The sequence below is a fragment of the Micromonospora sp. LZ37 genome (assembly GCF_059359015.1).
Map to the genome: position 1 here is coordinate 435321 of NZ_JCADBL010000002.1, position 25006 is coordinate 460326.

25 protein-coding genes and 1 pseudogene are annotated in these 25006 nt (G+C 74.8%); 7 read left to right on the forward strand and 19 right to left on the reverse strand.

Going from position 1 to position 25006, the window contains the following annotated elements:
- Position 1: 1 nt before the first annotated feature.
- On the reverse strand, positions 2 to 304 hold the full coding sequence (locus AC5L3Z_RS06095) for a hypothetical protein (RefSeq protein ID WP_494840184.1): 303 nt from the start codon (positions 302 to 304) through the stop codon (positions 2 to 4).
- A 139-nt stretch (positions 305 to 443) separates the two neighbouring features.
- Positions 444 to 1868, reverse strand: a complete 1425-nt coding sequence (locus tag AC5L3Z_RS06100) for a glycoside hydrolase family 10 protein (RefSeq protein WP_494840186.1) — start codon at positions 1866 to 1868, stop codon at positions 444 to 446.
- 191 nt (positions 1869 to 2059) lie between these two features.
- Between AC5L3Z_RS06100 and AC5L3Z_RS06105 the strand changes: the two genes are divergently transcribed.
- Together AC5L3Z_RS06105 and AC5L3Z_RS06110 are read left to right on the forward strand one after the other, a co-directional pair.
- Positions 2060 to 2803, forward strand: coding sequence for a PIG-L deacetylase family protein (locus AC5L3Z_RS06105; protein WP_494840628.1), 744 nt, complete (start codon positions 2060 to 2062; stop codon positions 2801 to 2803).
- Positions 2804 to 2812: 9 nt separating this feature from the next.
- Positions 2813 to 3562 (forward strand): DUF72 domain-containing protein, encoded by a 750-nt coding sequence (locus tag AC5L3Z_RS06110; protein ID WP_494840188.1) that lies wholly within the window; start codon positions 2813 to 2815, stop codon positions 3560 to 3562.
- Positions 3563 to 3624: 62 nt separating this feature from the next.
- Here the strand turns inward: AC5L3Z_RS06110 and AC5L3Z_RS06115 are convergent, their stop codons facing one another.
- From AC5L3Z_RS06115 to AC5L3Z_RS06155, 9 genes and pseudogenes are all read right to left on the reverse strand, one after another.
- Positions 3625 to 4053: a DUF2267 domain-containing protein gene (locus AC5L3Z_RS06115; protein WP_494840190.1), complete on the reverse strand. Its 429-nt coding sequence runs from the start codon at positions 4051 to 4053 to the stop codon at positions 3625 to 3627.
- A gap of 302 nt (positions 4054 to 4355) precedes the next feature.
- Entirely contained in the window at positions 4356 to 5225 is an 870-nt protein-coding gene (locus AC5L3Z_RS06120; RefSeq protein ID WP_494840192.1) for a DUF72 domain-containing protein, read from the reverse strand.
- A gap of 51 nt (positions 5226 to 5276) precedes the next feature.
- On the reverse strand, positions 5277 to 5675 hold the full coding sequence (locus tag AC5L3Z_RS06125; protein WP_494840193.1) for a TraR/DksA family transcriptional regulator: 399 nt from the start codon (positions 5673 to 5675) through the stop codon (positions 5277 to 5279).
- Positions 5676 to 5791: 116 nt separating this feature from the next.
- Entirely contained in the window at positions 5792 to 6511 is a 720-nt protein-coding gene (locus AC5L3Z_RS06130; RefSeq protein ID WP_494840194.1) for a nucleoside/nucleotide kinase family protein, read from the reverse strand.
- Positions 6512 to 6578: 67 nt separating this feature from the next.
- Positions 6579 to 7187 carry a winged helix-turn-helix domain-containing protein gene (locus tag AC5L3Z_RS06135; protein ID WP_334613604.1) on the reverse strand — a complete coding sequence of 203 codons (609 nt, stop codon included), beginning with the start codon at positions 7185 to 7187 and terminating at the stop codon, positions 6579 to 6581.
- Between the two features lie 278 nt (positions 7188 to 7465).
- Positions 7466 to 8034 (reverse strand): annotated as a pseudogene (locus tag AC5L3Z_RS06140) (winged helix-turn-helix domain-containing protein).
- A gap of 52 nt (positions 8035 to 8086) precedes the next feature.
- Positions 8087 to 8578 (reverse strand): rhodanese-like domain-containing protein, encoded by a 492-nt coding sequence (locus AC5L3Z_RS06145; RefSeq protein ID WP_494840197.1) that lies wholly within the window; start codon positions 8576 to 8578, stop codon positions 8087 to 8089.
- A 59-nt stretch (positions 8579 to 8637) separates the two neighbouring features.
- The gene (locus AC5L3Z_RS06150; protein WP_494840198.1) at positions 8638 to 9075 is read right to left on the reverse strand and encodes a cysteine dioxygenase; all 438 of its coding nucleotides are present in this window, start codon (positions 9073 to 9075) and stop codon (positions 8638 to 8640) included.
- Between the two features lie 107 nt (positions 9076 to 9182).
- Positions 9183 to 9560 (reverse strand): cupin domain-containing protein, encoded by a 378-nt coding sequence (locus AC5L3Z_RS06155; protein ID WP_494840629.1) that lies wholly within the window; start codon positions 9558 to 9560, stop codon positions 9183 to 9185.
- A 234-nt stretch (positions 9561 to 9794) separates the two neighbouring features.
- Here AC5L3Z_RS06155 and AC5L3Z_RS06160 point away from each other — a divergent pair, with 234 nt between their 5' ends.
- Positions 9795 to 10718 (forward strand): DUF3500 domain-containing protein, encoded by a 924-nt coding sequence (locus tag AC5L3Z_RS06160; RefSeq protein WP_494840630.1) that lies wholly within the window; start codon positions 9795 to 9797, stop codon positions 10716 to 10718.
- A gap of 114 nt (positions 10719 to 10832) precedes the next feature.
- On the opposite strand, the gene AC5L3Z_RS06165 is transcribed toward AC5L3Z_RS06160, so the two are convergent.
- The 7 genes from AC5L3Z_RS06165 to AC5L3Z_RS06195 form a co-directional block, all read right to left on the reverse strand.
- Positions 10833 to 11591 (reverse strand): class I SAM-dependent methyltransferase, encoded by a 759-nt coding sequence (locus AC5L3Z_RS06165; RefSeq protein WP_494840199.1) that lies wholly within the window; start codon positions 11589 to 11591, stop codon positions 10833 to 10835.
- A gap of 63 nt (positions 11592 to 11654) precedes the next feature.
- Complete coding sequence (locus tag AC5L3Z_RS06170) at positions 11655 to 12161, reverse strand: DUF2231 domain-containing protein (protein ID WP_494840201.1); 507 nt, start codon at positions 12159 to 12161, stop codon at positions 11655 to 11657.
- A 73-nt stretch (positions 12162 to 12234) separates the two neighbouring features.
- A complete protein-coding gene (locus AC5L3Z_RS06175) occupies positions 12235 to 12975 on the reverse strand; it encodes a GAF and ANTAR domain-containing protein (protein ID WP_494840202.1) in 741 nt (246 codons plus the stop codon).
- A 177-nt stretch (positions 12976 to 13152) separates the two neighbouring features.
- On the reverse strand, positions 13153 to 15444 hold the full coding sequence (gene secA2 / locus AC5L3Z_RS06180) for an accessory Sec system translocase SecA2 (protein ID WP_494840203.1): 2292 nt from the start codon (positions 15442 to 15444) through the stop codon (positions 13153 to 13155).
- 109 nt (positions 15445 to 15553) lie between these two features.
- A complete protein-coding gene (locus AC5L3Z_RS06185; protein ID WP_494840205.1) occupies positions 15554 to 17386 on the reverse strand; it encodes an ABC transporter ATP-binding protein in 1833 nt (610 codons plus the stop codon).
- Between the two features lie 65 nt (positions 17387 to 17451).
- Positions 17452 to 18540 (reverse strand): zinc-dependent alcohol dehydrogenase, encoded by a 1089-nt coding sequence (locus tag AC5L3Z_RS06190; protein ID WP_494840206.1) that lies wholly within the window; start codon positions 18538 to 18540, stop codon positions 17452 to 17454.
- Positions 18533 to 19546: a Gfo/Idh/MocA family protein gene (locus tag AC5L3Z_RS06195; RefSeq protein WP_494840208.1), complete on the reverse strand. Its 1014-nt coding sequence runs from the start codon at positions 19544 to 19546 to the stop codon at positions 18533 to 18535. The genes AC5L3Z_RS06190 and AC5L3Z_RS06195 overlap by 8 nt, the downstream gene beginning before the upstream one ends.
- A gap of 218 nt (positions 19547 to 19764) precedes the next feature.
- On the opposite strand from AC5L3Z_RS06195, the gene AC5L3Z_RS06200 reads away from it, so the two are divergent.
- The 4 genes from AC5L3Z_RS06200 (at position 19765) to AC5L3Z_RS06215 (ending at position 23441) form a co-directional block, all read left to right on the forward strand.
- Positions 19765 to 20778, forward strand: coding sequence for a glucosyl-3-phosphoglycerate synthase (locus AC5L3Z_RS06200; RefSeq protein WP_494840209.1), 1014 nt, complete (start codon positions 19765 to 19767; stop codon positions 20776 to 20778).
- A 106-nt stretch (positions 20779 to 20884) separates the two neighbouring features.
- Positions 20885 to 22042 (forward strand): glycosyltransferase, encoded by a 1158-nt coding sequence (locus tag AC5L3Z_RS06205; RefSeq protein ID WP_494840210.1) that lies wholly within the window; start codon positions 20885 to 20887, stop codon positions 22040 to 22042.
- Positions 22043 to 22142: 100 nt separating this feature from the next.
- Positions 22143 to 22607 (forward strand): DUF4383 domain-containing protein, encoded by a 465-nt coding sequence (locus tag AC5L3Z_RS06210; RefSeq protein ID WP_494840212.1) that lies wholly within the window; start codon positions 22143 to 22145, stop codon positions 22605 to 22607.
- 90 nt (positions 22608 to 22697) lie between these two features.
- Positions 22698 to 23441, forward strand: a complete 744-nt coding sequence (locus tag AC5L3Z_RS06215) for an ATP-binding protein (protein WP_494840213.1) — start codon at positions 22698 to 22700, stop codon at positions 23439 to 23441.
- Positions 23442 to 23624: 183 nt separating this feature from the next.
- Here the strand turns inward: AC5L3Z_RS06215 and AC5L3Z_RS06220 are convergent, their stop codons facing one another.
- A complete protein-coding gene (locus tag AC5L3Z_RS06220; protein ID WP_334526048.1) occupies positions 23625 to 24764 on the reverse strand; it encodes a SigB/SigF/SigG family RNA polymerase sigma factor in 1140 nt (379 codons plus the stop codon).
- Positions 24765 to 25006 lie beyond the last annotated feature (242 nt).

Genomic DNA, 25006 nt, shown 5'->3' on the forward strand with positions numbered 1-25006 from the left:
GTCAGGCGCTGCCGTCGGCGCCACCGTCGGCGTGGCCGGGGGTCGCGCCACCGTCGGCCGGACCCTCCGCGCCACCGTCGGCGCCACCGTCCTGGTGACCCGGAGTCGCGCCACCGTCGGCCGGACCCTCCGCGCCACCGTCGGCGCCACCGTCCTGGTGACCCGGGGTCGCGCCACCGTCGGCCGGACCCTCCGCGCCACGGTCGGCGCCGCTGTCCTGGTGTCCCGGGGTCGCGCCACCGTCGGCCGGGCCTTCCAGGCCACCGCCGCCGGTGGTCTGCATGTCGTCGTCGTTGAGTGCCATGGGTGCTCCCTCGGGTGTGCCGCCCCCGCCGTAGGTCGGGGTCCGTCGTGCAGCGGGTGGTACCCCACACGATCTTCTCTAACCACACCGTAGACGGCGTGGCCCGGCGGCACGGACGGTTCGCCGGGCCCGCCCGGAGTCAGCCGTTGCGACAGGTGACGCCGTTGAGGGTGAAGGCGCCGGGCGACGGGTTGGTCCCGCCGTGGGTGCCCTGGAAGCCGAAGCCGACCGTGCCGCCGGCGGGGATGGCGGCGTTCCAGCCGGCGTTGCGGGCGGTGACCTGCGTCCCGGTCTGGGTGACCGTGGCGTTCCAACCGTTGGTCACCCGTTGCCCGGCGGTGAGGGCGAAGCCGACCGCCCAGCCGCTGACCGCGGTCGCGGCGTCGTTGCGGACCCGGACCTCGGCGGTGAAGCCGGTGTTCCACGAGTTCGGCAGGTAGTCGACGGTGCAGCCGCCGGTTGGCGGCGTGGGGCCCGGCGTGCCGGGCGGGGTGGTCGCGCCGAGCGCCTCGGCGACGGCGCGGTAGGCCGGTTTGGCCGCGTAGTTCTCGTCGAACATCAGCGCCGCGCCCTGGCCCGGAAAGAACTCCGGGATCCACGAGTAGCGGTCGGTCAGGCCCCAGGTGGTGACGCCCCGGCAGCGGGTCACCGCCAGGCAGGCCTGCCAGACCCGGCGGTAGTCGGCGGCCTGCTGGGCCAGCCGGGTCGCGTCCGCGGGCAGTGGCATCCGGACGTCCAGTTCGGTGATCCGCACGTCGACCCCGAGGTCGGCGAAGCGTTGCAGGTTGGTCTGGAGGTCGCCGGGGACCTGGCCGAGCACCAGGTGGGCCTGGAAGCCGACGCAGTCGAGCGGCACGCCGCTGGCTTTCAGGCTCTTCACCAGGTCGTACAGGGCGTTGCTCTTGGCGCCCCGCCCCTCGATGCCGTAGTCGTTGAGGCAGAGCGCGACGTCGGGGTCGGCGGCGCGGGCGGTGGTGAGCGCGTCGGCGAGGTAGCTGTCGCCGAGCTTGCGCTGGAAGACGGAGTCGCCGCGGCGGGAGCCGTCGCCGTTGTCGGAGAACGCCTCGTTGACGACGTCCCAGGCGGCGACCCGACCCCGGTACCGGGTGACCACCGTGGTGACGTGGTGGCGCATGGCGGCGCGGAGCTGGTCGGCGGGGAGCGCGCCCACCCAGTCGGGCAGCGCCTGGTGCCAGAGCAGGGTGTGGCCGTACAGCTTCTTGCCGGTGCTGGCGGCGTAGTCGGCCACCTGGTCGGAGTCGGTCCAGCGGAACTGCCCCTGGACGGGTTCGACGGAGTTCCACTTCATGGCGTTCTCGGCGACGACCAGGTTGAACTCGTTGTCGGCCACGGTCCGGTACGCCGACTCGCCGAGCCGGTCGACGGCGAGGGCGAAGCCGACGTCGCGCCCCTGGGCGGCGGCGAGGGTCTTCAGGCCGGTGGCGGCGGCCGCGGGGCCGGGGCGGCCGACGGCGACGCCGGCGGCGAGGACGGTGGCGGCGGCGAGCACGGTGGCGAGCAGCGCCGAGCGGGCGCGGCCGGGGCGGTACGGATGGATGGGCATGCGTTCCCTGTCCTTCGTGGCGGGCGCCGGGGACGGCGACGGTCGGCGAGGACGTCGATGGGAGCGCTCCCGGCATCGTGTCAGTGGTGGACGGTCCCGTCAACCCACCCGACGCCGGCCCGCCCGGCGGCCGGCACGAACGGGGCGGCGGTGCCAGGATGGAGACCCGGTCCGACGGTCAGGAGGTCGCCATGGGGCAGCCGCAGCCGCTGACGCCGCTGCCGGAGGACTGGCGGCGGGCGCTCGCCGTGGTGGCCCACCCCGACGACCTGGAGTTCGGCGCCGCCGCCGCCGTGGCCCGCTGGACCGGGCAGGGCAGAGAGGTCGTCTACTGCCTGGTGACCAGCGGCGAGGCGGGCATCGACGGGATGGCCCCGGACCGGGCCCGGGTGGTGCGTGAGGAGGAGCAGCGCGCCTCCGCCGCCGTGGTCGGGGTGGCCACCGTGGACTTCCTCGGTCTCCCCGACGGGCTGCTGGAGTACGGCGTGCCGCTGCGGCGGGCGATCACCGAGGTGATTCGCCGGCACCGGCCGGACATCGTGCTCACCACCAACTTCCGGGACACCTGGGACGGGGCGTACGCGCTCAACCAGGCCGACCACATCACCGTGGGGCGGGCCACCCTCGACGCGGCGCGGGACGCCGCCAATCGGTGGATCTTCCCGGAGCAGCTCACCGGCGGGGTCGAGCGGTGGAACGGGGTACGCGAGGTCTGGGCCGCGGCCTCGCCGCTGGCGCAGCACGGGGTGGACGTGACGGCCACCTTCGCCGCCGGGCTGGCCTCGTTGCGCGCGCACGACGCGTACCTGCGGGGGCTGGGCGACGGGAGTTTCGACCCGGAGGAGTTCCTGGAGGGCATCAGCCGCCCGGTGGGCACCCGGCTCGGCGTGCGGTACGGCGCCGCGTTCGAGGTCTTCCCGCTCGGCCTGCACTAGGCGGTCGCGATGATCCTGATCGGCACCTCCGGCTGGCAGTACCGCGACTGGCGGGACCGGTTCTACCCGCCGAAGCTGCCGCAGCGGCTCTGGCTGGAGCACTTCGCCACCCGGTTCGCCACCGTGGAGGTCAACAACGCCTTCTACCGGCTGCCGGAGCGGGACACCTTCGCCGCCTGGCGGGCCCGTACCCCGCCGGACTTCTGCGTGGCGGTGAAGATGAGCCGCTACCTGACCCACATCAAACGGCTGCGCGAGCCGGCGGAGCCGGCGGCCCGCTTCCTCGGCCGCGCCACCGCGCTCGGCGACCGGCTCGGCCCGGTGCTGGTGCAGCTCCCACCCAACCTGCCGGCCGACCCGGCGGCGCTGGACGCCACGTTGCGCCTCTTCCCCGCCGAGGTGCGGGTGGCGGTGGAGCCCCGACACGAGTCCTGGTGGAGCCCGGAGGTCCGCCGGGTGCTGGAGCAGCGGCGGGCCGCGCTGGTCTGGGCCGACCGGCTCGGCCGGCCGGTGACCCCGCTGTGGCGGACCACCGACTTCGGCTACCTGCGGCTGCACGAGGGGCGGGCCCGCCCCTGGCCCCGCTACGGCCGGACGGCGCTGGCCTCCTGGGTGCGCCGGCTCTCCGCGGCCTTCACCGACTCCGAGCCGGTGTACGTCTACTTCAACAACGACCCGGGTGGGGCGGCCGTGGTCGACGCGGTGACCTTCGCCGGGCTGGCCCGCCGGGCGGGCCGGACGGTCAGCCGGACGGCCTGAGCGCCGGCCGCCGCGGCGACGGCCCGCCCCACCGGTGGCGGGACGGGCCGTCGTTCACCCGGTCAGGGGATCATCCGCTGCATGTCGCCGGGCATGTTGGACTTGACGTCCGCCCACTCGCCCTGGGTGACGTGCGCGCGCAGGGTGTCGAGCACCACCTGCGTGACCCGCTCGGGGCCGCCCTCCACGTCGTACGGGAAGCCCTGGCGGACCTCGTAGAGGAAGTCGTCCCGGTTGAGCTTGATCGGGACGTCCTGCGGCTGCCAGCCGTCGAAGTAGATCCCGCGCAACAGCACCGGCAGCTGTTGGGAGAACTCCACGCTCTCCTGGACCGGCATCCGGTCCCGCAGCAGGTGCAGCACCGTGCGCAGCGCCGCGTACGACTGGTTGCGCTGCTCCTTGGGCCAGCCGTACGCCTGCTCGATGTCCTTGAGGATCAGGTTCGTCTTGTCCAGCGAGGATTCGAACGCGGAAACCAACTGCTCAGCCATCTGCCCACCCCCGTGTGTCGCTCTCCCACCGTCGGTCGTCGTCACGCCGCGGCGGCCCCGACGGACCCCGCCAGTGCCGTAGCGGACTGTTGCCCCGCGGGGCCGGCGCCGGTCGTCGGACGTCCTCGCCCGCACCGACCACGTGCAGCACGGCGCCACGACGTGGACCCGTCACCACCCGAACCGCCATAGCGGTCACCTCCGTACCTTCTCGGACGTCGCCGGGCCGCGTCGGCGACCGGCGGTGTCCATGCTGCGTCGCGGCGGGGTGAGCCGGCCTCGCCCGACCCGGGTGAAGCCGGTCAGGCGTCGAGCAGGCCGGTCAGGGTGGCGGCGTTGGTCTGGGCGTAGTCCCGGTAGCAGTTGTTCATCAGCACGTGGGTCCGCTCGGCGGAGTCGGCCAGCTCGCGCAGCCTGGGCGCCCAGTCCCGCAGCTCCCGGTCGGAGTAGCGGTAGCCGAACTTCTCGTGGATGTCCTTGCTGGTCCACTTGTCGCTGTGACCGTGGAAGCGCACCACGGCCAGGTCCGCCGTGGCAGCCAGCACCGGGGGTACGGAGGAGCGGTGTCCCTGCGGCATGTCCACGCAGACGTACGCGAGCCGGTGCTCGCGCAGGAAGGCCAGGGTCTCGTCGGCGTTGGCGCCGTCGAACCAGGAGGCGTGCCGGAATTCGAAGACCGGCCGCAGCGGCCGGCAGCGGCGCTCCACCTCCAGCAGGTACTGCTTGTTCTCCCGCTTGATGGTGAACCAGGGCGGGAACTGGAACAGCAGCGCGCCGAGCTTCCCCGCCGCCACCAGCGGGTCGAGCGCGGAGAGGAACCGGGTCCACACCTCCTCGTACGCCTGCGCGGGCAGGTCGTCGGGGTAGATGTTCTTCTTCTCCGTGTCGGGCCGCAGCTCCTTGTAGAGCGCCGAGACCCGGGTCGGGTGCCCGGTCAGCAGGCTGAACGCCTTGACGTTGAAGGTGAATCCGGGCGGGGTGCGCTCCACCCAGAGCCGGGCGGTCCGCTCGGCCGGCGGGGAGTAGTAGGTGGCGTCCACCTCGACCAGCGGAAACTGGCGGGCGTAGTGGGCCAGCCGTTTCTCCGGGGTGTCGGCGGTCTGCGGGTACCAGCCGGAGTCGAGCAGGGTCCGGTCGGTCCAGGACGCGGTGCCCACGAGAATGTCACCCACGGGGAGAGTCCACCGCGCCCGGACCGGGTCGGCAACCGTGCGGGGCGCCGGTCAGGCGGCTCGCCGCTCGCGGGTCTGCTTGCAGGTGACGCAGGCGGTGGCGGACGGGAAGATCTCCAGCCGCTCCACCGGGATCGGCGCGGAGCACCCCTCGCAGAAGCCGTAGGTGCCCTCCTCGAGCCGGGCCAGGGCGCGCTCGAACTGGGTCCGCCGGTCGAGGATCGTCCGCAGCAGGGACTGGGCGGTGTCCCGCTCGGCCGTCTTGGTGCCGCTGTCGGCCTGGTCGTCGCCGGCGGTGTCGCCGACCTCCACCAGCCGCAGCACCTGGCTCTGCTGGACGGCCTGCTCGTACTCCGCGGTCAGCTCGTCGTAGCGGGCCTGCAGCGAGAGCCGGATCTGGTCGATCTCCGCCTGGGATCGGCCCGTACCGACCGTGTCGTGGACGAGCATCTCTGCCTGCCTTTCGTGGGACTTCGGCTGTCCGTGGCCGGGTGCCCGGAAACGGTCCGCACGGGCGAGATCACCCGTGCTCTGTGAGCCGGGCGATTACCCACCTCCCGAATGGATCAAACCGACGAATTTCGCGGCCCCGGTCCGGCCGCCGGATCCGGCTCGACCAGCGCCGGGTGGCGGGGGTCGTCGGCGCGGATCACGACGTCGGCGAAGGAGGCCGGGTCTACCTCGTCGGCGTACCGGGCGAAGGCGGGCAGGGTCCACCGCTGCCGCGGGTCGGTGCGCCGGGCCAGCGCGGCCGGCGAGAGCGCCAGGTGCACGGTGACGTCGAAGGGCAGGCCCCCGCCGAGCAGCAGCGCCCCGCTGACGAGCAGGACGGCGCCGGGCGGCAACGGGACGTACCCGGCGCGGCTGGCGCGGTCGGTCGCCGCGTCCCAGAGGGAGGGAAGCACCTGTCCGGAGCCGGCCGGGCCGGCCGGGTCGAGCACCTCCCGGCGCAGTCCGGCCTCGTCGGTCCAGCTCTCGTAGTACGCGTCCGGGTTCGTCCGCCCCTGCTCGAACCGGATCGACGCCGGGCGCAGGAAGTCCTCGGCGCGCACGTGCAGCACCGGGCGGCCGAGCGTGCGCAGCGGGTCGACCAGCGCGGCGGCGAGTCGTTCGGGAGCGGCGGCCGGCGCGCCGTCGACGGCGACCCGGAGCCGGGCCGGCGCCGCGCTCCCGCCGGTCGGTGCGGGGCCGCCGACGACCGCCGTGGCCGGGTCGGACGCGGCGGTGAGGAGGCGCTCGGTCAGCTCGGCGACGAGTCGTTCGGGCGAGATGGGTCGGACGCGCATCCGACCATGGTGCCCCGGACCGCCGGCGGGCCGCCGGTGGTCTCCGCCGCGGTGGCGCGGGGTCTGGTCAGCCGGCGCGGTCGATGGTGACCCGGGCGTCGTCGGCGAGCCGGTAGCCCACTCCGTAGACCGTGGTGACCAGGGGGACGTCCACGCCGACCTTGCCGCGCAGCCGGCGCACGTGCACGTCGACGGTGCGGACCCCGGCGTGCTCGTAGCCCCAGACCGCGTTGAGCAACTGGAGCCGGGTGAAGACCCGGCGCGGGTGGGCGACCAGGTGCAGCAACAGGTCGAACTCCAGCCGGGTTAGCGGCAGCGGTTCACCGTCCCGTAACACCGAACGGGAGGAGGCGAGGATGTGCAGGGCCGGGATGGTCGGGGCGAGCGACCGGCCCGGGGACCGGCCGGCGGGCGTCGACTCGGGGCGGCGCTCGGCGGGGACGGCGCTGGTGGCGATGACGCCCTCACCGCGTTCCAGCATCTCGCGGGCGGCCTCGAGCAGGCGGCGGGCCGGCGGGGTGAGCGACTCCTCACAGGCCAGCGGAATGGAGAGGGTCACGGTGAGCACGGGCGCGGCGGTGTTGGCCGGACGGCGCTGGCCACCAGGGGGACGACCGGGGACTGCGGGCTGGGACGTATGCCATCCGGCGCGCGACGAGGCGGGGCTGACCGACATGGTCCTCCTTGGCTGGTCCGGGTAATCCCACGGCCCGGGACGCCGCTTCATCGATGCTTCCCGGCACCTGAGCGAGGGTCAAGGGGCGGCCGCGTTGCATGAATGTGACAATTGACGAACACATCGCAGCCGAACCCTCGCTCTGCGTACGAGCGACATGATTACAGCAGAGTGGCACGGATGCCCGATTACTGGGGGTACCCCCGTCCGAACGGGGCGGCCGACACGCCGGGGCGCACCCACCCGGTGGGAGCGAGCACACCGCAGGTCGCCGACGGTCAGCGAAGTCTGTCGATGCAGAGCCGGGCCTCGTCGGCGAGGCGGTAGCCGACGCCGTGGACGGTGGTCACCAGCGGAGTGTCGACGCCGAGCTTGGCGCGCAGCCGGCGCACGTGCACGTCCACGGTCCGGGCCACGGCGTGCTGGTAGCCCCAGACGGCGGCGAGCAGTTGCAGCCGGGTGAACACCCGGTGCGGGTGCTCGGCCAGGAAGACCAGCAGGTCGAACTCGATGCGGGTCAGCGCGATCTCCCGCCCGCCCGCCGGACCGTCCGCGAGCCGGCGAGGATGCGCAGGCTGCCCCGGTCGTCGTCGTCCGGGGCCACCGGCGCGGGGCGCGGGCCCGGCAGGGTCCGGACGGCGGCGGGTTCGGTCAGGCGGACCACCCCCTCCCCCGCCTCGGCCAGGTCACCGAGCAGATCGACCAGGCGGGCCAGCCGGGGGGTCAGCGGCCCGGCGCTCAGGTCGAGGATGATGGTCAACGTCGGCGCCGACCGGGGCCGGGCCGGCGGCACCCGGTCGGGACGGCCCGGCGGGTGCGGGCGGGCGGAGATGGCCACGACGGACATGCAAGCCTCCTGGGTCGGCGGTGGCGTCCGCGCCCCGGCGGGAGCGCGGCGGTCAGTGCGGCGCCGGCCCGGCGGTCACCGGGGGCGCGGTGGACGAGGAGCGGCGCGGCGGGGTCGGGCCCAGCGTGGGCAGGCCGGCGATCCGCCAGGCGACGAAGCCGCCGACGACGTCGGTGGCCCGGCGCAGGCCGAGATCCTGGAGCGCAGCGGCGGCGAGCGAGGAGGTGTAGCCCTCCTGGCAGATCACCACCACCGGCCGGTGGTAGTCGACCGCCTCGGGCAGCCGGGCCGGACAGCGCGGGTCGAGCCGCCATTCCAGCACGTTGCGCTCGATCACCAGGGCGCCCGGCACGGTGCCGTGCGCGCCCCGCTGGGCGGCGGGGCGGATGTCGACCAGCAGGGCGCCGCCCCGGTACGCCAGGTGCGCCTGCTCCGGGTCGAGCCGCCGCAGCCGCGCCCGGGCGTCGGCGAGGAGCTCGTCGATGCCCCGGGAGCCCGGTGGCGGCGTGGGCGGGCCGTCGGTACGGGTGGTGTGCTGCGACATCCTCGCGGTCCTTCCATGGGCGTGCCGGGACGTGGTGCGGGTCAGGGGCGGTCGGGACGTCACCAGGCGAGTCCGGCCTCGGCCACCCGCATGGCCCGCAGGCGGCCCTCGACGAGCTCGTAGCGGGTCATCCGGCGCAGCGCCGGGCGGTAGACGTGGACGCTGACGGCGGGCCGCTCGGCGCGGTTGGTCACCACGTGCACGTGGCGCGGGCCGAAGCGGCGGCCGGCCCCGGCGCCGAGGCGGGACGGGCGCAGCCGGCCACCGGCCACCGTCTCCTCGGTGAGCTCACCGGCGAGGACCAGGAACGCGCCGGCCGAGCCGCCGTGGTCGTGCAGGTCGGTGCCCTGCCCGGGCAGCCAGCTCAACGCCCACACCTCGTGGTCGTCGGCGACGGCGAGCCGGGCGTACCAGCGCTCGGTGGCCTCGAAGCGCAGCGGCACGGCCCAGCCGGCCGGGTCGGCGTACCGGCTGGCGACGGCGAGCAGGTCGGTCATGGCGGTCTCCCGTGGTGTGCGTCCGGAGACCACTATAGGCGCTAAAGCCTATAGGTTTAGTAGGCATTACCGCATGCTGGGACCGAGGCGACCGACCGGAGCACCGGTCAGCGCAGCACCGGCGGCCCCACCCGGTAGCCCGGCACCGAGGGCCAGCGCACGGTGAGCACCACCGACTCGCGTTCGGCGTACCAGGAATGGTCCGCCCCGCGCCCCCACACCACGTAGTCGCCCGGCGTGCCGAGGACCACCGTCCGGTCCCGGAACTCCACCCGGAACCGGCCGCTCACCAGCACCAGCAGCGCGGTCCGCCGCTCCCCCGTCGCCCACGTCGACCGGGCCTCCCCCGGCGGGTGCACGCCCCACTTCACCTCGACCTCGGTGCTGTGCCGCGGGTCGCCGGCGGGCATGAAGTGCCCGAGCAGCCAGCCGGCGTTGGTCGCACCGTCCACACCGGCGTTGCCGGCGTACACCTCGTCCATGATCCTCCCGTCGTGGGCTGGCAAGCTACCAGTCCGGCGCCGACGGCGGCCTACCAGCCTGGACGGGTGGCCGACGACCTGGACGCCGAGACGCCGGCCTTCGCCCACCGGATGTTCGACCTGGCCCGCGCCGGCGCGACGGAGGAATGCCCTGCTGACCTTCCGCTGACCGCAATGGCCGCGGGCCGGGCGTCCAACCGGTATACAGGGACGGTGGACGATCCCGTACCCGAGCGGATGCGCACCGCGGCCGGCGCGCTGCTGGCCGCGCTCGACGCCCCGGCCCGCGCCGCCGCCGGCCGCGCCTTCGACGACGAGGACCGCCGCTGGCTGGAGTACCGTCCCCGCCCCCGGCCCGGCGTCTGCCTGGCCGACCTGGACACCACCGGGCGCAAGGCCGCGCACCGGCTGCTCGCCACCGCGCTCAGCCCCGCGGCGTACGCCCAGGCCATGACGGTGATGGCGCTGGAGGAGGTGCTGGACCGGGCGGAGGGCTGGCGGCGCGGCCGGCACAGCAGCGACTACTGGGTGGCGGTCTTCGGCGACCCGGCGCGCGACGACCGCTGGGCGTGGCGCGTCGAGGGCCACCACCTGTCGGTGAGCATGACCGTGGTCGACGACGAGGTCTCCCCCGCCCCGGTCTTCCTCGGCGCCAACCCGGCCACCGTACGGCACGCCGGTCGGCCGGTCTCCCGGCCGCTGGGCGTGGAGGAGGACCTGGCCCGTGAGCTGCTGGACGCGATCGGGCCGGCCGGGCGGGACGCGGCGATCATCGCGGACCGGGCCCCGGCGGACATCATCAGCGCCACCCGACCCTCGGTGGACGCGCCGCTCACGCCGCTGGGGGTGCCCGGCGGTCGGCTGCGCCCCACCGGCCGGGCGCTGCTGGACCAGTTGGTGGCTCTCTACCTGGACCGGCTCCCCACCGAGCTGGCCACCCAGCAGGCGGCCCGGCTCGCCGGCGGCGAACTGCACTTCGCCTGGGCCGGGTCGACCCGGCCGGGCGCCCGGCACTACTACCGCGTCCAGGGCGACGACCTGCTGATCGAGTACGACAACACCACCGACGACGGCAACCACGCGCACACCGTGCTGCGCCGCCCGGCCAGCGACTTCGGCGCCGACGTGCTCGCCGCCCACCACGCCCACGCCCACCGCTGACCCAGCGGCGAGAGCGCGGCGCGGCGGGTGGCGGAGCGTGACGGTCCTCCGAGACCAGTCGGGCGGTGCCGGCGGGGCACCCGCCCGACCCGCCGTGCGGCGCGGCCGGGCCGGTCAGGCCGGTCGGACCGCCTCGATCAGGAAGCGTCGGGCGTGGGCGACGAATGCGCCCTCGGCGCGGATCCGCCCGTCCAGCCGTTCGAGCTGCGGCCGGTACCGGTCCACGTCGAAGCCGGGCACCGTCCAGACCACCTTGCGCAGGAACCAGACCACGGCGCCGATGTCGTGGAAGACGGTACGCAGGGTGGCCTCCTCGAGCCGTACCACGGTCAGGCCGGCGGTCCGGGCGGCGGCGACGGCCTGACCGGGGTGGCGGGTGTCCGAAGCCGGCAGCGGGCCGAGGATCGCCTCGCTGAGCTCGCGCATGGTGCCCGGCCCGATCTGCTGGGACAGGTACGTCCCGCCGGGCCGCAGCACCCGGGCGATCTCGTCCCACCAGGTCACGACCGGGTGCCGGCTGGTGACCAGCTCGAAGGAGCCGTCGCGGAACGGCAGGACCGGCTCCGTGCCGGCCCGCACCACGGTGGCGCCGAGCCAGCGCAGCGTACGCCGGGCGACCTCGACGTTCGGTGGCCACGCCTCGGTGGCGACCAGCAACGGCGGCGCCTGCGGCACCTCGGCGAGCACCTCGCCCCCGCCGGTGTCGACGTCCAGCGCGGCGGAGACCTTCGCCATCCGGGCTGCCACCAGTCGGGCATAGCCCCACGGCGGGCGTTCCTCGGTGGCCCGGCCGTCCAGCCAGGAGAAGTCCCAGCCGGCCACGGACGCGGCGGCCCCCTCGGCGACCAGGTCGGCGAAGCGCTGCTCGGTCATCCCGCCAGGGTGGCCGCCCGGCGGCCGGCGGACAACCGGATTCCGGGCGGGCCGGTCCCGCGGTCAGGCGCGCGGGCGGACGATCTCGACGGTGGCGGCGCCGGCCGGTACCCCGTCGACGGCCTCGAAGCCGCTCGGCTCCCGGCGCGCGGCGTCGAACTGGCGCATCAGCCGGGCGCCGAGCCGGACCCCGACCGCGCCGACCGCGAGGGCAACCAGCTCGGTGACGAGCAGCACCACGGTGGCGCCGCGCTGCGGCGCGTCCGCCCGGATCAGGCAGGTCAGCAGGAACAGCGCCGCCGTGGCCGCGTTGACCAGGTTGAACGTGACCATGGTGCGGCGGCCCCGGCCGGGCCGGACGTCCCACAGGTCGACCATGCCGGCGACGGCGGCGAGCGCCGCGGCGACCAGCGCGGCGACCGTCGTCCAGTAGCCGACCTCACCGAGGAAGGCCGGCCCGCCGACGACGTCGGCGAGGTCGAAGACGGTCGCGCTGACGAAGAGCCCGAACGGGAACGTCACCAGCATCGGTTGGATCGGATTGCCCTGCACGCGCAGCCGGCTCTCCATCGGTCCTCCCCAGGATCGGACATCTCACGAACCCAGGGTGCTACCCGGCCGCCAGCGGGACGAAACGGCGCGCTCAGCCCTCCCGGGGCCGGGAGACCGTCCGGACCAGCCGCTCGGCCACCTCCCGCAGCGGGATGTCGAGCGAGGACGCGGCGCTGCGGAGCACTGCCAGGGCCTCCGGCGCCGGGCAGCCGCGCTGAGTCATGATCACACCGATCGCCTGCCCGACCACCCCCTCGCCGAGCAGCGAACCGTCCAGCTCCCCGGCCTGCGCGGCCTGCTTCGCCCGGTCGCGCACCGCGGCCAGCAGCAGGCCCGCGTGCTCGGCGAGGAGCATCGCGGTGAGCTGGTGCCGGGTGGAGAGCGCCCCGGGCGAGTCGGCGTACAGGTTGATCGCGCCGATCACCTGCTCGTCCACGTCGAGCGGGGCGGAGATCACCCCGTGCACCCCGAGCCCACGGGCCCGGGCCGTCCAGCCGGGCCACCGCCCGTCGGCGGCCAGATCCTGCGCGATGATCATCTCGCGGCGGCGGATGGCGCTCATCGCCGGCGAGTCCGGACCGTGCCGCAGGTCGTCCAGCTCCGCCAGCCGGGAGTCGGAGGCGGCCACGCCGGCCGGCTCCCCGGCCCGCAGGGCCGTGAACCCGCACCAGGTCACCTCCGGGACGGCGTCCCGGGCGATCCGGACCAGCTGGCTCAGCGCCTCGTCGAAGTCGTCGATCGCGATCAGGCCGGCGGTCAGCTCCCGCAACAGGCCGGCGGTCTCCAGTACGCCAAGGGTGTCGATCATGGGCTCCCGCGTGTCCAGGTTCACCGGGCCACGGCCCCCGCCCGCCGACCGGTGCCTCCGGCCGGCGCCATCGCCTGTGTCATCGTCTGTGATCCCCCTGCCTCATGAGCCCCGGGCTACTACCCTCGCAAACCAGGATCGAAACCGCGCAAAGGGGTCCCTTCCGGCGCCGGTCCGCGCCGAAAGGGACCCCGGGGACACTCAGCGCGCGGCGGAGAGCCGCCGGCCGACCGAGGCGATCAGCCGGTCCAGCTCCGAGCCGAACGGGTTGTCGTGCACCAGGTACGTCCAGGTGGCGGTCGGCCGGACCAGCTTCGCGGCGTCCGGCTCCCAGTCGGCGTCGAACTCCGTCTCCTCGAACGTCGCGATGGTCCGCGTCTCGATCTCGGGGATCAGGTTGTTGAACGCCGGCACCGCGGCCCGGTGGAACTCGTCCAGCGGGTCGAGGCGGCCCAGCGCCCGCAGGTGCACGCCCTCGCGGACCTCCGACAGCTCGGCCAGGTGCTCGGCCCAGAGCCGGTCCAGGTGGTAGAGGGCGATCGACCGGGCCACCCGGGCCAGCAGGTCCTCGTCCATCTCGCCGGCCTTCTCCGGCACCCGGTCCAGCAGCATCAGGGCGGCGACGTCGGTGGTGAGCAGCCGCTCCCGGCGCTCGGCGAGGGCCTTGCGCTGCTGCTCGATCACCACGCTGTACCGCCAGGTGTTGCGGTGGATCTCGTGGTTGACCCCCTCGGCGACCCGCTGCGCGTGCTCCACCGCGTAGTCCACCTGCTCGTCGGTGACCAGGCCGTCGGCGTTCATCCGCGGCGAGGCCGGGATGGCGTCGCCGGCGTGCCGGACCACCAGGTCGTCCTCCAGGCTGACCAGGAAGACCGACCCACCCGGGTCGCCCTGCCGGCCGGCCCGGCCCCGCAGCTGGTCGTCGACCCGGCGGCTGTCGTGCCGGCCGCTGCCGATGACGTACAGACCGCCCAGCTCGGCGACCCGCTCCCGGTCGGCCTGGTCGCTGCCGCCGAGCCGGATGTCCACGCCCCGGCCGGCCATCTGGGTGGAGACGGTGACCGCGCCGTACGCGCCGGCCTCGGCGATGATCGCCGCCTCCTCGTCGTCGTTCTTGGCGTTGAGCACCACGCAGGGCACCCCGGCGGCGTGCAGGCCGGCGGCCAGCCCCTCGGACTCCTTGACGTCCAGGGTGCCGACCAGCACCGGCCGGCCGGCGGCGTGGCAGCGCCTGATCTCGTCGATCAGCGCCTCCTCCTTCTCCGCCCGGGTCGCGTAGATCCGGTCCGGCTCGTCCTCCCGGACGCAGGGGGTGTTCGGCGGGATCACCGCCACCTCGAGGTCGAAGAACTCCCGCAGCTGGTCGCCGACGAGCACCGCGGTCGCGGTCATCCCGCAGACCGTCGGGTAGAGCGCGACGTACGCCTGCACGGCGATGGTGCCCAGCACCTCGCCCTCCGCGGTGGCGTCCACGCCCTCCTTCGCCTCCACGGCCGCCTGGAGGCCGTCCGGCCAGCGCCGGCGCTGGGCCACCCGGCCGCGCATCTCGTCGATCAGCTCGACCGAGCCGTCCCGGACGATGTAGTCGACGTCGCGGTGCAGCAGGGCGTGGGCGTGCAGCGCCACGTTGACCGCCGAGAGCTGCCCGACGTGCTCGGTGTCGTACAGGTCGATGCCGCCGAGCTTCGCCTCGACGGTGGCCAGGCCGGCGGCGGTGAACGCCACGCTGCGACCGTCCTCGGCGACCGTGTAGTGCCGGCCCCGGCGTAGGCCGCGCACCAGCGCGGCGGCCGCGTGCACCGGGTCCTGCTCGCCGGCGACCGCGCCCGCGAGGACCATCGGCACCCGGGCCTCGTCGATCAGGATGGAGTCCGCCTCGTCCACGATCGCGGTCTTCAGCGGCGGCTGGACCCGGTCGGCGAGGTCGGTGACGAGCTGGTCGCGGAGGAAGTCGAAGCCGGCCTCGCTGACCGAGACGTAGGTGACGTCGCAGGCGTACGCGGCGCGCCGCTCCTGCGGGGTGGAGGCCTCGTTGACCCAGCCGACGGTGAGCCCGAGCAGCCGGTAGACCGGCGTCATCCACTCGGCGTCCCGGCGGGCCAGGTAGTCGTTGACGGTGAGCACGTGCACCGGGCCGTTGCCCAACCGGACGTGCCCGTACGCGGCGACGGCCGCGGTGAGGGTCTTGCCCTCACCGGTGGCCATCTCGGCGACCTTGCCGGAGAGCAGCGACATCGCGCCGAGCAGCTGGACGTCGTACGGTCGCTGGTCCAGCCCGCGACGGGCGGCCTCCCGACCGATCGCGCAGATCTCGACGTACTCCGAGGCGGCGCCGGCGGCCTCGGTGAGCTCCGCGTCGTCGAGCGCGGACAGCTCCTCCTCGCGCGCGGCGATCCGCGGCAGCAGCTTCTCCAGCGGGGCCAGGTCGACCGTCGTCCCCGGGCGCTGGAGGAACCGCCGGAACCTGCTCTTCAACCGTTGCGACACACCCATGAGCGGCAACGGTACGCGAACCGGGCCGGCAATCGCTGCCCGGCTCGTCCGGGGCGTCCCGGATGTCTGGCCGGTCCCGCGTACGGGCAGCTCGGCGGGGTCGCGGCGGTCAGCTCACCAGCAGCTGGTGGGCGGCCAGCTCACGGTAGAGCGGACTGGTCCCGGTCAATTCGTGGTGGCTGCCGACGGCGACGACCCGGCCGCCTTCGAGCACCACGATCTGGTCGGCGTCGACGACCGTGGCGAGCCGGTGGGCGACGATCACCAGGGTCCGCCGTACCGCCACCGCGTCGATGGCCCGGCGCAGGGCCGCCTCGTTGCGCGCGTCGAGGTTGCTGGTGGGCTCGTCGAGCAGCAGCACCGGCGGGCCGGCCAGCAGCGCCCGGGCGATGGCCAGCCGCTGCCGCTCGCCCCCGGAGAGCAGCACCCCACCCTCGCCCACCTGCACGTCCAGCCCGTCCGCGGTCCGCTCGGCGAGGTGGCCGAGGTTGACCTGGTCCAGGGCGGTGAGCAGGGCGGCGTCGGTGGCCTCCGGCGCGCCGATGAGCAGGTTCTCGCGCAGCGTGCCGGCCAGCACCGGGGCCTCCTGCTCGACGTAGCCGAGCCGGGCCCGCAGCGCCTCGCGGGGCAGGTCCCGCAGGTCGACGCCGTCCAGGCGCACCGCGCCCGCGGTCACCTCGTAGAAGCGCTCGACCAACGCGAGCAGGGTCGACTTGCCGGCGCCGGAGGGGCCGACCAGCGCGGTGCGGGTGCCGGCCGGCACGGTGAAGCTGACCTCGTGCAGCACCGGCGGGCCACCCGGGTAGCCGAACCCGACCCGGTCGAACTCGATCCGGGCGGGACGACCGGCGGGCGGGAGCGCCGCCGCCGGGCCCGCCGCCCGGTCGTCGGCGCCCTCCACGGGTACGTCGAGCACCTCCTCGATCCGTTGCAGGGCGCCGAGCCCGGTCTGGAGCTGGGTGTAGGCGTGCACCGCCTGCCCGAGCGGCAGGACCAGGAAGAACAGGAACATCACGAAGGCCACCAGGTCGCCGACGCTGATCGCCCCGGCGGCCACCCGCGCGCCGCCCAGGCCCAGGACCAGCAGGAACGCGCCCTGGATGGTGACCGCGCTGACCGGGCCGACGACCGCCTGCACCCGGGCCACCCGCAGCCCGGCCGCGTACGCCGACTCGGCGCTGGCGGAGACGACGGCGGCCTCGCGGCGCTCCGCGCGGGCGGCCCGGATGGTCCGGGCCCCGGAGATGGACCGCTCCACGGCGGAGGTCATCTCGCCGACCCGTTCCTGGGCGGCGCGGGAGAGCCGGCGCACCCGGCGGGCCACGGTGACCGCGAAGCCGACGCCCGCGGCGACCCCGAGCAGGGTGACCCCGAACAGCACCGGGTCGAGCAGGGCCATCGCGGTGGCGGCGCCGACCACCATCACCGCCCCGGTGACGGTCTCGAAGAGGCCGGAGGTGACCACCGCCCGCAGCAGGGTGGTGTCGGAGCCGACCCGGGAGAGCAGGTCGCCGGTGCGGCGGCGGTCGTACTCGGCGACGGGCAGCCGCAGCAGGTGCGCCGCGAGCCGCCGCCGGGTGCCCAGGACGACCCCCTCGGCGGTCCGTTGCAGCAGGTAGTCCCGCAGCCCGCCGAGGGCGGCCCCGAGCACCACCAGGGCGACCAGCACCGACACCAGGCCGGTGACCGGCCGGTCGGTGGTGAGGCCGTCGAGGACCGCGCGGGTGAGCAGCGGTTGGGTCAGCGAGGCCCCGGCGCCGGCCAGCGACAACGCGCCCACCACGGCGAGGGTGCCGCGGTGGGCGCGCAGGTAGGGCAGCAGGGCGGCGAGGCCGGCCGGGCGGGCGGGACCCGCCCCGGGCGCGGGCGTCCCCGGCGCGGCGGCGCCCGGGTCCGGATCGACGACGCCGGGCTCCGGCCCGCGGGCGGCTGCGGTGGTCATGGGCGAAACGGTAGCCGCCCCCGCCCAGCCGCCGGCCGCCCGGCCGCCGACCCGCGCCGGCCGGCTCAGCCGGTCAGCACCACCTGGAGCTCCTGCCGGCGGCGCTGGGCCAGGTCGGTCAGCAGCGCCGGCGCCTCCTCGAACGGCACCACCGCCGAGACCAGGTGCTTGCGGATCAGGTCCCCGTACTGCCGCAGCAGTTCGATGGTCTCGGCGGAGAGCCGCTCCCGGTCCCAGGTCGGGGCGAGCCCGCGCGGCACCCGGCCGATCTGGGCGCAGCGCAGGCTGAGCCCGTTGTGGTGGAACTCCTCGCCGAACCGGACCGCGTCCGCGCCGTCCTGGTAGAAGGCCAGGTCGATCACGACGCCCTGGGGGCGCAGCAGGCGCAGCGCCAGCTGCATCGCCCAGGCCTGGCCGCGGCACTGGAAGACCACGTCGGCGCCCCGGTCGCCCGCGGCGTGGTTCCAGCGGGTCTTCAGCACCACGGCCGGGTCGTCGGCCTCGGGGTCCAGGGTCTCCAGGCCGAGCGCCTCGGCGACCTGCCGCCGCGCCGGGGTCGGGTCGAGCACCACCACGGAGGCGGCGCCGTGCCGCTTGGCGAACAGGGCGGTGAGCAGGGCGACCACTCCGCTGCCGACCACCGCGACCCGTCGGCCGCGCACCCCGTCGCCGAGCGAACGCACGTCGGTGCCGCACAGGTCCGCGGCGGCGTGCAGCAGCCCGTTGGCGCAGATCGGACCCATGTGCGCGACGTAGACGCCGAGCATCGGGTCGAGGTCGTCCGGCAGCGGGACGAAGCGCTCGGCGACCGGATCGGCGACGTGCCCGCTGCGGTGGCCGTACGTCATGGCCCCGACCGTGCCCACGGCGATCGCCGGGGTGCGGCTCTCCACCACCCGCCCCACCTGCATGTAGCCGAGCCGGGTGACCGGGTACGGCGTGCTCGCCTCGCCGGGCTGGAAGAGTCCCAGGTCCGGGTTCCAGGTCACGTTGAGGTACGGGTTGGTGCCCTTGACGAAGCTCAGCTCGGTGCCGGCGGAGACCCCGCTGAAGAGCGTCTGGACCCGGAAGGTGCCCTCGCGCAGCTCGGCGGCGTCCTGCTCGACCAGCTCGACCCGCCCGGGCGCGCTGACCACCACGACCTTGTCACGCATCGACGCTCACCCCCACCTCGGGCAGCGGCGCGGCGGCCGGCCCGGTCGGCAGGGTCACGCTGCGCCCGGTGCGGGCCGACTCGGCGACCGCCAGGGCCAGCCGCTGGGTGCGCAGCGCCTCGGCGTACGGCACCCGCACGTCGTCGCCGACGCCGGTCACCGCGTCGATGAAGGCCCGGTCGACGGCCACCCGGGCACCGTCCGGGTCGGACTCCAACCGGCGCTCCCCGTCGGCGTCGCGGATGACCAGGCCGTCCTCGGCCAGCGACAGCGCCAGCCCGTCGGCGAGGATCTCCACCCCCGCCCGGTGCTTCCAGCCGAGCACGCACGCCGCGGCGAGGGTGCCGACCGCACCGCCGGCGAAGCGCAGCGTCGCCGCGGTCACCGAGTCGATGTCGGCGCCGTCGACCGGCGGCGGGCTGCCGTCGCCGTACGCGGTCACCTCGACCGCCTCGCCGACCAGCGCGCGGACCAGGTCCAGCACGTGCGCGGCCTGCTCGACGACCGGACCTCCGGAGCGCTCGCGCACCGCCCACCAGTCCACCGGCGGGACCTTGTCCAGCCAGGCGCCGTTGACCATCCGGACCGGACGGTCGGCGAGCAGCTGCCGGGCCTGGTCCACCACGTGCAGGTAGCGCCAGTGGTGCCCGACGGCGGTGAGCAACCGCTTCTCCTCGACGAGCGCGGCGATCCGCTCGGCGGTGTCCAGGTCGACCGCCACCGGCTTCTCGACGAACATCGGCACCCCGGCGGCGATCACCGCCTCCTCGACCGGGCCGTGCGCGAACGGCGGCACACAGACGTACACCGCGTCCGGCCCGGCGGCCAGCAACTCCCCCACGTCTACGAAGGCGCGGCCGCCGTACGCACCGGCCAGCTCGGCCGCCGCGTCCCGGGCCACATCGGTCACCCCGAGCAGCTCCACATCCTCGAAACCGCTCAACACGCGGGCATGGCGCTGAGCCACCCCACCGGCCCCTACCAGTCCCACCCGGCACGTGCGCATTCCACAGACCCTCTCGACGCTCTTTCACGACCAGCGGGGAAAGCACTCCCCGCAGCGGACGAAGCCGAAACCCGTGGGGCCCGCAATCAGACGTTCACCTCTACGGAACCACTCCGTGTGACCTCCGTGATCAAGCTGTTAGGCATGATCCGGTTAGCGCGCGGGCGGAGATGGGAAAACCAACTTCGCTTTTTCCGCCACGATCTGGGGGTGTGCCAGTGCGGGATACAGAATCGATCGTCTCACCCGTCGTGGAGGCATGGGCCACGTATCGGACCACGTCCGCCGAGGACTGGCCGGCACGTCGGCTGATGCGGGCCAAGGGTGACAGCAGGGTGAGCGTCGTCCTGCCCGCCCGCAACGAGGAGACCACCGTCGGCGCCATCGTGTCGACGATCCGGGAACATCTGATGGACCGGGTCGCCCTGGTCGACGAGCTCATCGTGGTCGACTCCCGGTCGAGCGACCGCACCGCGCGAGTGGCCCGGGCCGCGGGCGCGGAGGTGGTCAGCCAGGACGAGATGACCCGAGGGCTGCCCCAGCTCACCGGGAAGGGCGACGCGCTCTGGGCCGGGCTCGCCGCCGCCGAGGGCGACGTGGTCGCCTTCATCGACGCCGACCTGCGGGAGTTCCGGCCACACTTCGTGACCGGGCTGATCGGCCCGCTGTTGACCGACCCGTCGGTCGACTTCGTCAAGGGCTTCTACCACCGGCCGCTGGTCGGCGCGACCAGCGTCGAGGCCGACGGCGGTGGCCGGGTGACGGAGCTGATGGCGCGGCCGCTGCTGAACCTCTTCTGGCCGGAGCTGGCCGGCTTCGTGCAGCCCCTCGCCGGCGAGTACGCCGGGCGTCGGGAGGTGCTGGAGCAGGTGCCGTTCGTCTCCGGCTACGGGGTCGAGACGGCGATGCTGATCGACCTGCTGGAGCTGGTCGGGCTGGACGCCCTGGCGCAGGTGGACCTGGGTGAGCGCAAGCACCGCCACCAGGACACCGCCGCGCTGGGCCGGATGTCGGCGCAGATCATGCACACCGCCTGGTCACGGTTGCAGCGACGCGGCTGGGCCAGCCCGAACGCGCTGCCCGCCGCCCTGCTGACCCAGTTCCGCCGGGGCGGCTCCGATTCGCTGCCCAACCTGGACCGGGAGATCGTGGTCAACGACGTCTCGGTGCAGGAGCGCCCGCCGCTGGCGCAGCTGCGCCACCGGGTGCCGCGCCGGCGGGTCGCGGCGTGAGGCGCCGGTCGGACCGACCGGTGCGGTACGGCCGGCCTGCCGGGCCGGTCGGTGGCCGAGCGCGGGCGGTCGACGGGGGCCCCGCCGAGGGAAGGAAACCAGCGCCATGAGTCTCACCGTCCTGATGAACGCCGGCCCGTGGCTGTCCGTACCGCCCCCCGGCTACGGGGGCATCGAGAACGTCATCGCCACCCTGGTGCCGGAGCTGCGCCGCCTCGGCGTGCGGGTGGTGCTCGCCTCGGTCGACTCCAGCACCCTCGCGGTGGACGAGAAGGTCTCCGTCTTCCCCGACGGGCAGTTCCACGCGCTGCAACGCCCGTACAACCAGGTCTGCGGGATCTCCCAGGCCCACCTCAACGGGGTGGTCCGGCGGCTGCACGCCCGCGACGACATCGACCTGGTGCACGACCACGTGGAGGCCGTCGGCCTGGCCACCATGGCCGCGATGGGCCCCGACGCTCCCCCCGCCCTGCACACCCTGCACTGGGACCTGGCCAAGCACCCCGAGCTCTACGGCAACCTCGACGCCGGGGACCGGGTCCGGGTCAACGGCGTCTCCGCCTCGCAGCTCGCCCGCGCCCCCCGCGCGCTGCGGGAGCACTCGGTCGGACACGTGCACCTGTCCACCCCGCTCGCCGTCGGCGCGGACCGCGCCCCCCGGCCCGAGAAGGGCGACTACACGATCATTCTCGGCCGGATCAACCCCGGCAAGGGGCAGGACGTGGGCGCCCGGCTGGCGCAGCGGGTGGGGGCACCGCTGGTGCTCGCCGGCCCGGTCGGGCCGTACCACCGGCCGGCGGACCTGGCCGCGGCCGGGGACGAGGCCCGGCAGAACCCGGACGTGCGGTTCTTCTACGACGAGGTGGCCCCGCACGTCGACGGTGACCTGGTCCGCTGGGTCGGCACGGTCGCCGGCCGGGAGCGCGACGATCTGCTGGCCGGGGCGAAGGCCTCGCTCTTCCCGTTGCGCTGGGAGGAGCCGGGCGGCACCGCGGTGGTGGAGTCGCTCGCCCTCGGCACGCCGGTGGTGGCGACCAGCCGCGGCTGCCTGCCCGAGCTGATCGAGCACGGGCGCACCGGGCTGCTCACCACCGACGAGGACGAGTTGGGCGAGCTGCTGCTGGCCGCGAGCCTGCTCGACCCGGACGAGTGCCGGCGGGAGGCCGCCGGGCGGTTCACCCCGGCGGTGATGGCCGAGAAGTACGTCGGGCTCTACGAGCGGGTGCGGCAGGGCGCCCAGGTACCCCAGTTGCAGGTCGCCTGACCGGCGCACTGCCCGGCCCGGGCCCGGACCGTCGCGGTCCGGGCCCGGGTTTGTCCGTTCTGGGGCAGGGAAGTCGGCGACGCGACGGAGGGAGCCCGCGATGGCCGGTCCGATGGCCCACGCCCGAGCCCGGCGGAACCCGGCCGACGGCCGGGCCCCGGTGCGCCGGGCCGCGGCGACCGCGGCCGTGGTCTTCCTGCTCGTCGGCGCGTTCGGCTTCCTGCCGGGGATCACCAGCGACTACGCCGACCTGCGGTTGGCCGGGCACCGGTCCGGGGCCCGGCTGTTCGGGGTGTTCCAGGTCTCCGTGCTGCACAACCTCCTGCACCTGGCCTCCGGGGTGGCCGGTCTGGCGCTGGCCCGGACCGTCGCCGGGGCGCGGGTCTTCCTCATCGGCGGCGGCGCGGTCTATCTCGTGCTGTGGCTCTACGGGCTCGCCGTCGACCACGCCAGCGCGGCGAACTTCCTGCCGGTCAACCGGGCGGACGACTGGCTGCACCTGGGCCTGGGGCTGGCCATGATCGGCCTCGGGCTGGTCTCCCGGCGCGCCGGCCAGCGCGGCTGAGCTGGGCGGATCACCCGGTCGGTCCGGTTTCGCCCCGCAGGTCCACGGGTAGTTCGAGGGTCCTGAGCATCCAGTGGAAGCGAGGGGCACATGGGGAGCCGGATCACCTGCGAGGTCCGCGACGAGTCCGGTGTGACCGTCGTGGGGCTGCGTGGCGCACTCGACCTGGCCACCATGCGTTCGGTGTACACCGTGCTGGACCACTGCCTCGGCAGCCAGCCGGACGCGCTCGTGGTCGACCTCGGCGGCGTCACCGTGGTGGACCCGCTCGCCCTGTCCGTCTTCGCGGCCACCGCCCGGCAGGCCGCCGACTGGCCGTCCGTGCCGGTGGTGCTCTGCTCCGCCCCGCCCGACGCCGCCGCCTGGCTCGCCGAGTCCACCGCCTGCCGGGTGGTTCCGGTCCGCCGGGACTGCGCCGAGGCCACCCGGTTCGCCGAGGCGGCGGCCTCCCCGCGGCTGCGGGCCCGGCTCGATCCGGTCGCCGGCGCCTGCCGGCGGGCCCGGGAACTGGTCGGCGACGCCTGCGGCCGGTGGAACCTGCCCGAGCTGGTGGGCCCGGCGTCGCTGGTGCTCAGCGAGCTGGTCGGCAACGTGGTCCGGCACGCCCACACCCCGATGCAGGTGACGCTGACCCTCCGCCGGCCCTACCTGCACGTGGCGGTGGCCGACGGCAGCCGTACGGCGGCCCGGCCCGACACCGCGGACCGGTACGCCGAGGGCGGCCGGGGACTCATGCTGGTACGGGAGATGACCCAGCGCTGGGGCAGCCACCCGCACGGCGACGGAAAGGTGGTCTGGGCGGTCCTGCCGGCGAACCGACCGGCAGCAGCCTGACCGAACTGCTCGACCGCTCCGGTTGCGTGGGCTGGCCGCACGGCGAGGGCGACACCGAGGAACAGCGCTCCACAGGCGACGCAGGGCCGGCCCCCAACAGGCGCCGGCCCCACGTCGTCCCGTCCGAGCCGGACACGCGGTCCGCCGGGTGCACGCCGCTCCTCCCCCACCGCAACCAGGGGTTCAGGCCTCCACGGTGGCGGGCAGTCCGGCGGCGGTCAGGGAGCGGCGTACCGCCGGACGGACCCGGGTGAGGCGCAGCGGAACGCCGGTGCGCTCGGCCGCGTCCCGGCCCGCCATCAGCGCGGCGATACCGCCGGCGTCGACCCCGCCCGCTCCGTCCAGGTCCACCACCACCTCGCGGGGCTGGCCGGTGACCGCCTCCAGCATCACCTTGCGCAGTTGATCGGCGCCGTCCCGGTCGATCTCGCCGCCGATCTCCACCAGCACCCGGTCGCCGGTGCGCTTGAGCGCGATCCGGTTGCGGCCGGTCTCCGACTCGGCGGCGCCGTTCTGCCACGGTGGCGGCGCGTCGGCGAGCATCGCCTGGCGCAGCCAGGTCAACGCCCGGGAGAGCAGCCGGGAGACGTGCATCTGGGAGATGCCGAACCGGGCCGCGATCTCCGCCTGGGTCTGGTTGCCGTAGAAGCGCATGGCCAGGATGCGCCGCTCCCGCCAGGGCAGCCGGTGCAGCAGCCCGCTGACCGTCACCCGGTCGTCGACCGATTCGAGGGCGTTGTCCGACTCGCCGACCAGGTCGCCGAACTCGGCCGAGCTCTCCCCGCCCACCGGGGCGTTGAGCGACGCCGGGCTGTACCCGGCGGCCGACTCCAGCGCCGCGAGGATCTCCTCCTCCGGGGTCTCCAGCCGCGCGGCCAGCTCGGCCACGCTCGGCGCCCGGGACAGCTCGCTGGTCAACGCCGCCGTGGCCTGCCCGACCTCCAGGATCAGGTCGCGCAGCCGGCGGGGCACGTGCACCCCCCAGGTGCGGTCGCGGAAGTGCCGCTTGATCTCCCCCACGATGGTGATCGCCGCGTACGCGGTGAACGACCCCCGCTCCGGGTCGTACCGGTCGACGGCATTGACCAGGCCGAGCCGCGCCACCTGCTCCAGATCCTCCAGCGGCTCACCCCGCCCCCGGTAGCGGCGGGCCAGCCGCCCGGCGAAGGGCAGCGCGAAGCGCACAAGGTCGTCCCGCGCCTCCTGCCGCCGCTCGGGTGGCAGCCCGGCGATCCGCGCGGCGTACGCGATCGCCGCCGCGTCCAGGTCCTCCAGGCCGCGTTCAGTCGGCGGTGGTGTGGTTGTGGTGGTCTGTCCGAACATCCGCGCCTCCCTCAGGAAGGTCCCCCGCCCGGATAGGAACCGGTCGTGCGCGTGGTCGGGCCACGCACCGGGCCGGAAGTTGGGTCACGCCACGCCCGGTGGTCACCGGACGCGCGGGAGCGAACGACCGCCCGCCACACGGCGTGATCAGGCCGTCGCAGCGAGCGGTGTTCCCGCTCCCCAGGTACTCAATCACGGGACCCCGGGTTCGCGAGGATGTTTCGGTACGCCCGGTCCGCCGG

Bases quoted from the DNA above. Each gene is read 5' to 3' on its own strand.
- AC5L3Z_RS06095 (WP_494840184.1), bottom strand. From the start codon at position 304: ATGGCACTCAACGACGACGACATGCAGACCACCGGCGGCGGTGGCCTG.
- AC5L3Z_RS06190 (WP_494840206.1), bottom strand. From the start codon at position 18,540: ATGCGTGACAAGGTCGTGGTGGTCAGCGCGCCCGGGCGGGTCGAGCTG.
- AC5L3Z_RS06210 (WP_494840212.1), top strand. From the start codon at position 22,143: ATGGCCGGTCCGATGGCCCACGCCCGAGCCCGGCGGAACCCGGCCGAC.
- AC5L3Z_RS06110 (WP_494840188.1), top strand. From the start codon at position 2,813: ATGATCCTGATCGGCACCTCCGGCTGGCAGTACCGCGACTGGCGGGAC.
- AC5L3Z_RS06215 (WP_494840213.1), top strand. From the start codon at position 22,698: ATGGGGAGCCGGATCACCTGCGAGGTCCGCGACGAGTCCGGTGTGACC.
- AC5L3Z_RS06115 (WP_494840190.1), bottom strand. From the start codon at position 4,053: ATGGCTGAGCAGTTGGTTTCCGCGTTCGAATCCTCGCTGGACAAGACG.
- AC5L3Z_RS06135 (WP_334613604.1), bottom strand. From the start codon at position 7,187: ATGTCGGTCAGCCCCGCCTCGTCGCGCGCCGGATGGCATACGTCCCAG.
- AC5L3Z_RS06150 (WP_494840198.1), bottom strand. From the start codon at position 9,075: ATGACCGACCTGCTCGCCGTCGCCAGCCGGTACGCCGACCCGGCCGGC.
- AC5L3Z_RS06145 (WP_494840197.1), bottom strand. From the start codon at position 8,578: ATGTCGCAGCACACCACCCGTACCGACGGCCCGCCCACGCCGCCACCG.
- AC5L3Z_RS06220 (WP_334526048.1), bottom strand. From the start codon at position 24,764: ATGTTCGGACAGACCACCACAACCACACCACCGCCGACTGAACGCGGC.
- AC5L3Z_RS06205 (WP_494840210.1), top strand. From the start codon at position 20,885: ATGAGTCTCACCGTCCTGATGAACGCCGGCCCGTGGCTGTCCGTACCG.
- AC5L3Z_RS06195 (WP_494840208.1), bottom strand. From the start codon at position 19,546: ATGCGCACGTGCCGGGTGGGACTGGTAGGGGCCGGTGGGGTGGCTCAG.
- AC5L3Z_RS06100 (WP_494840186.1), bottom strand. From the start codon at position 1,868: ATGCCCATCCATCCGTACCGCCCCGGCCGCGCCCGCTCGGCGCTGCTC.
- AC5L3Z_RS06125 (WP_494840193.1), bottom strand. From the start codon at position 5,675: ATGCTCGTCCACGACACGGTCGGTACGGGCCGATCCCAGGCGGAGATC.
- AC5L3Z_RS06170 (WP_494840201.1), bottom strand. From the start codon at position 12,161: ATGGAGAGCCGGCTGCGCGTGCAGGGCAATCCGATCCAACCGATGCTG.
- secA2 (WP_494840203.1), bottom strand. From the start codon at position 15,444: ATGGGTGTGTCGCAACGGTTGAAGAGCAGGTTCCGGCGGTTCCTCCAG.
- AC5L3Z_RS06160 (WP_494840630.1), top strand. From the start codon at position 9,795: ATGCGCACCGCGGCCGGCGCGCTGCTGGCCGCGCTCGACGCCCCGGCC.
- AC5L3Z_RS06185 (WP_494840205.1), bottom strand. From the start codon at position 17,386: ATGACCACCGCAGCCGCCCGCGGGCCGGAGCCCGGCGTCGTCGATCCG.
- AC5L3Z_RS06130 (WP_494840194.1), bottom strand. From the start codon at position 6,511: ATGCGCGTCCGACCCATCTCGCCCGAACGACTCGTCGCCGAGCTGACC.
- AC5L3Z_RS06165 (WP_494840199.1), bottom strand. From the start codon at position 11,591: ATGACCGAGCAGCGCTTCGCCGACCTGGTCGCCGAGGGGGCCGCCGCG.
- AC5L3Z_RS06105 (WP_494840628.1), top strand. From the start codon at position 2,060: ATGGGGCAGCCGCAGCCGCTGACGCCGCTGCCGGAGGACTGGCGGCGG.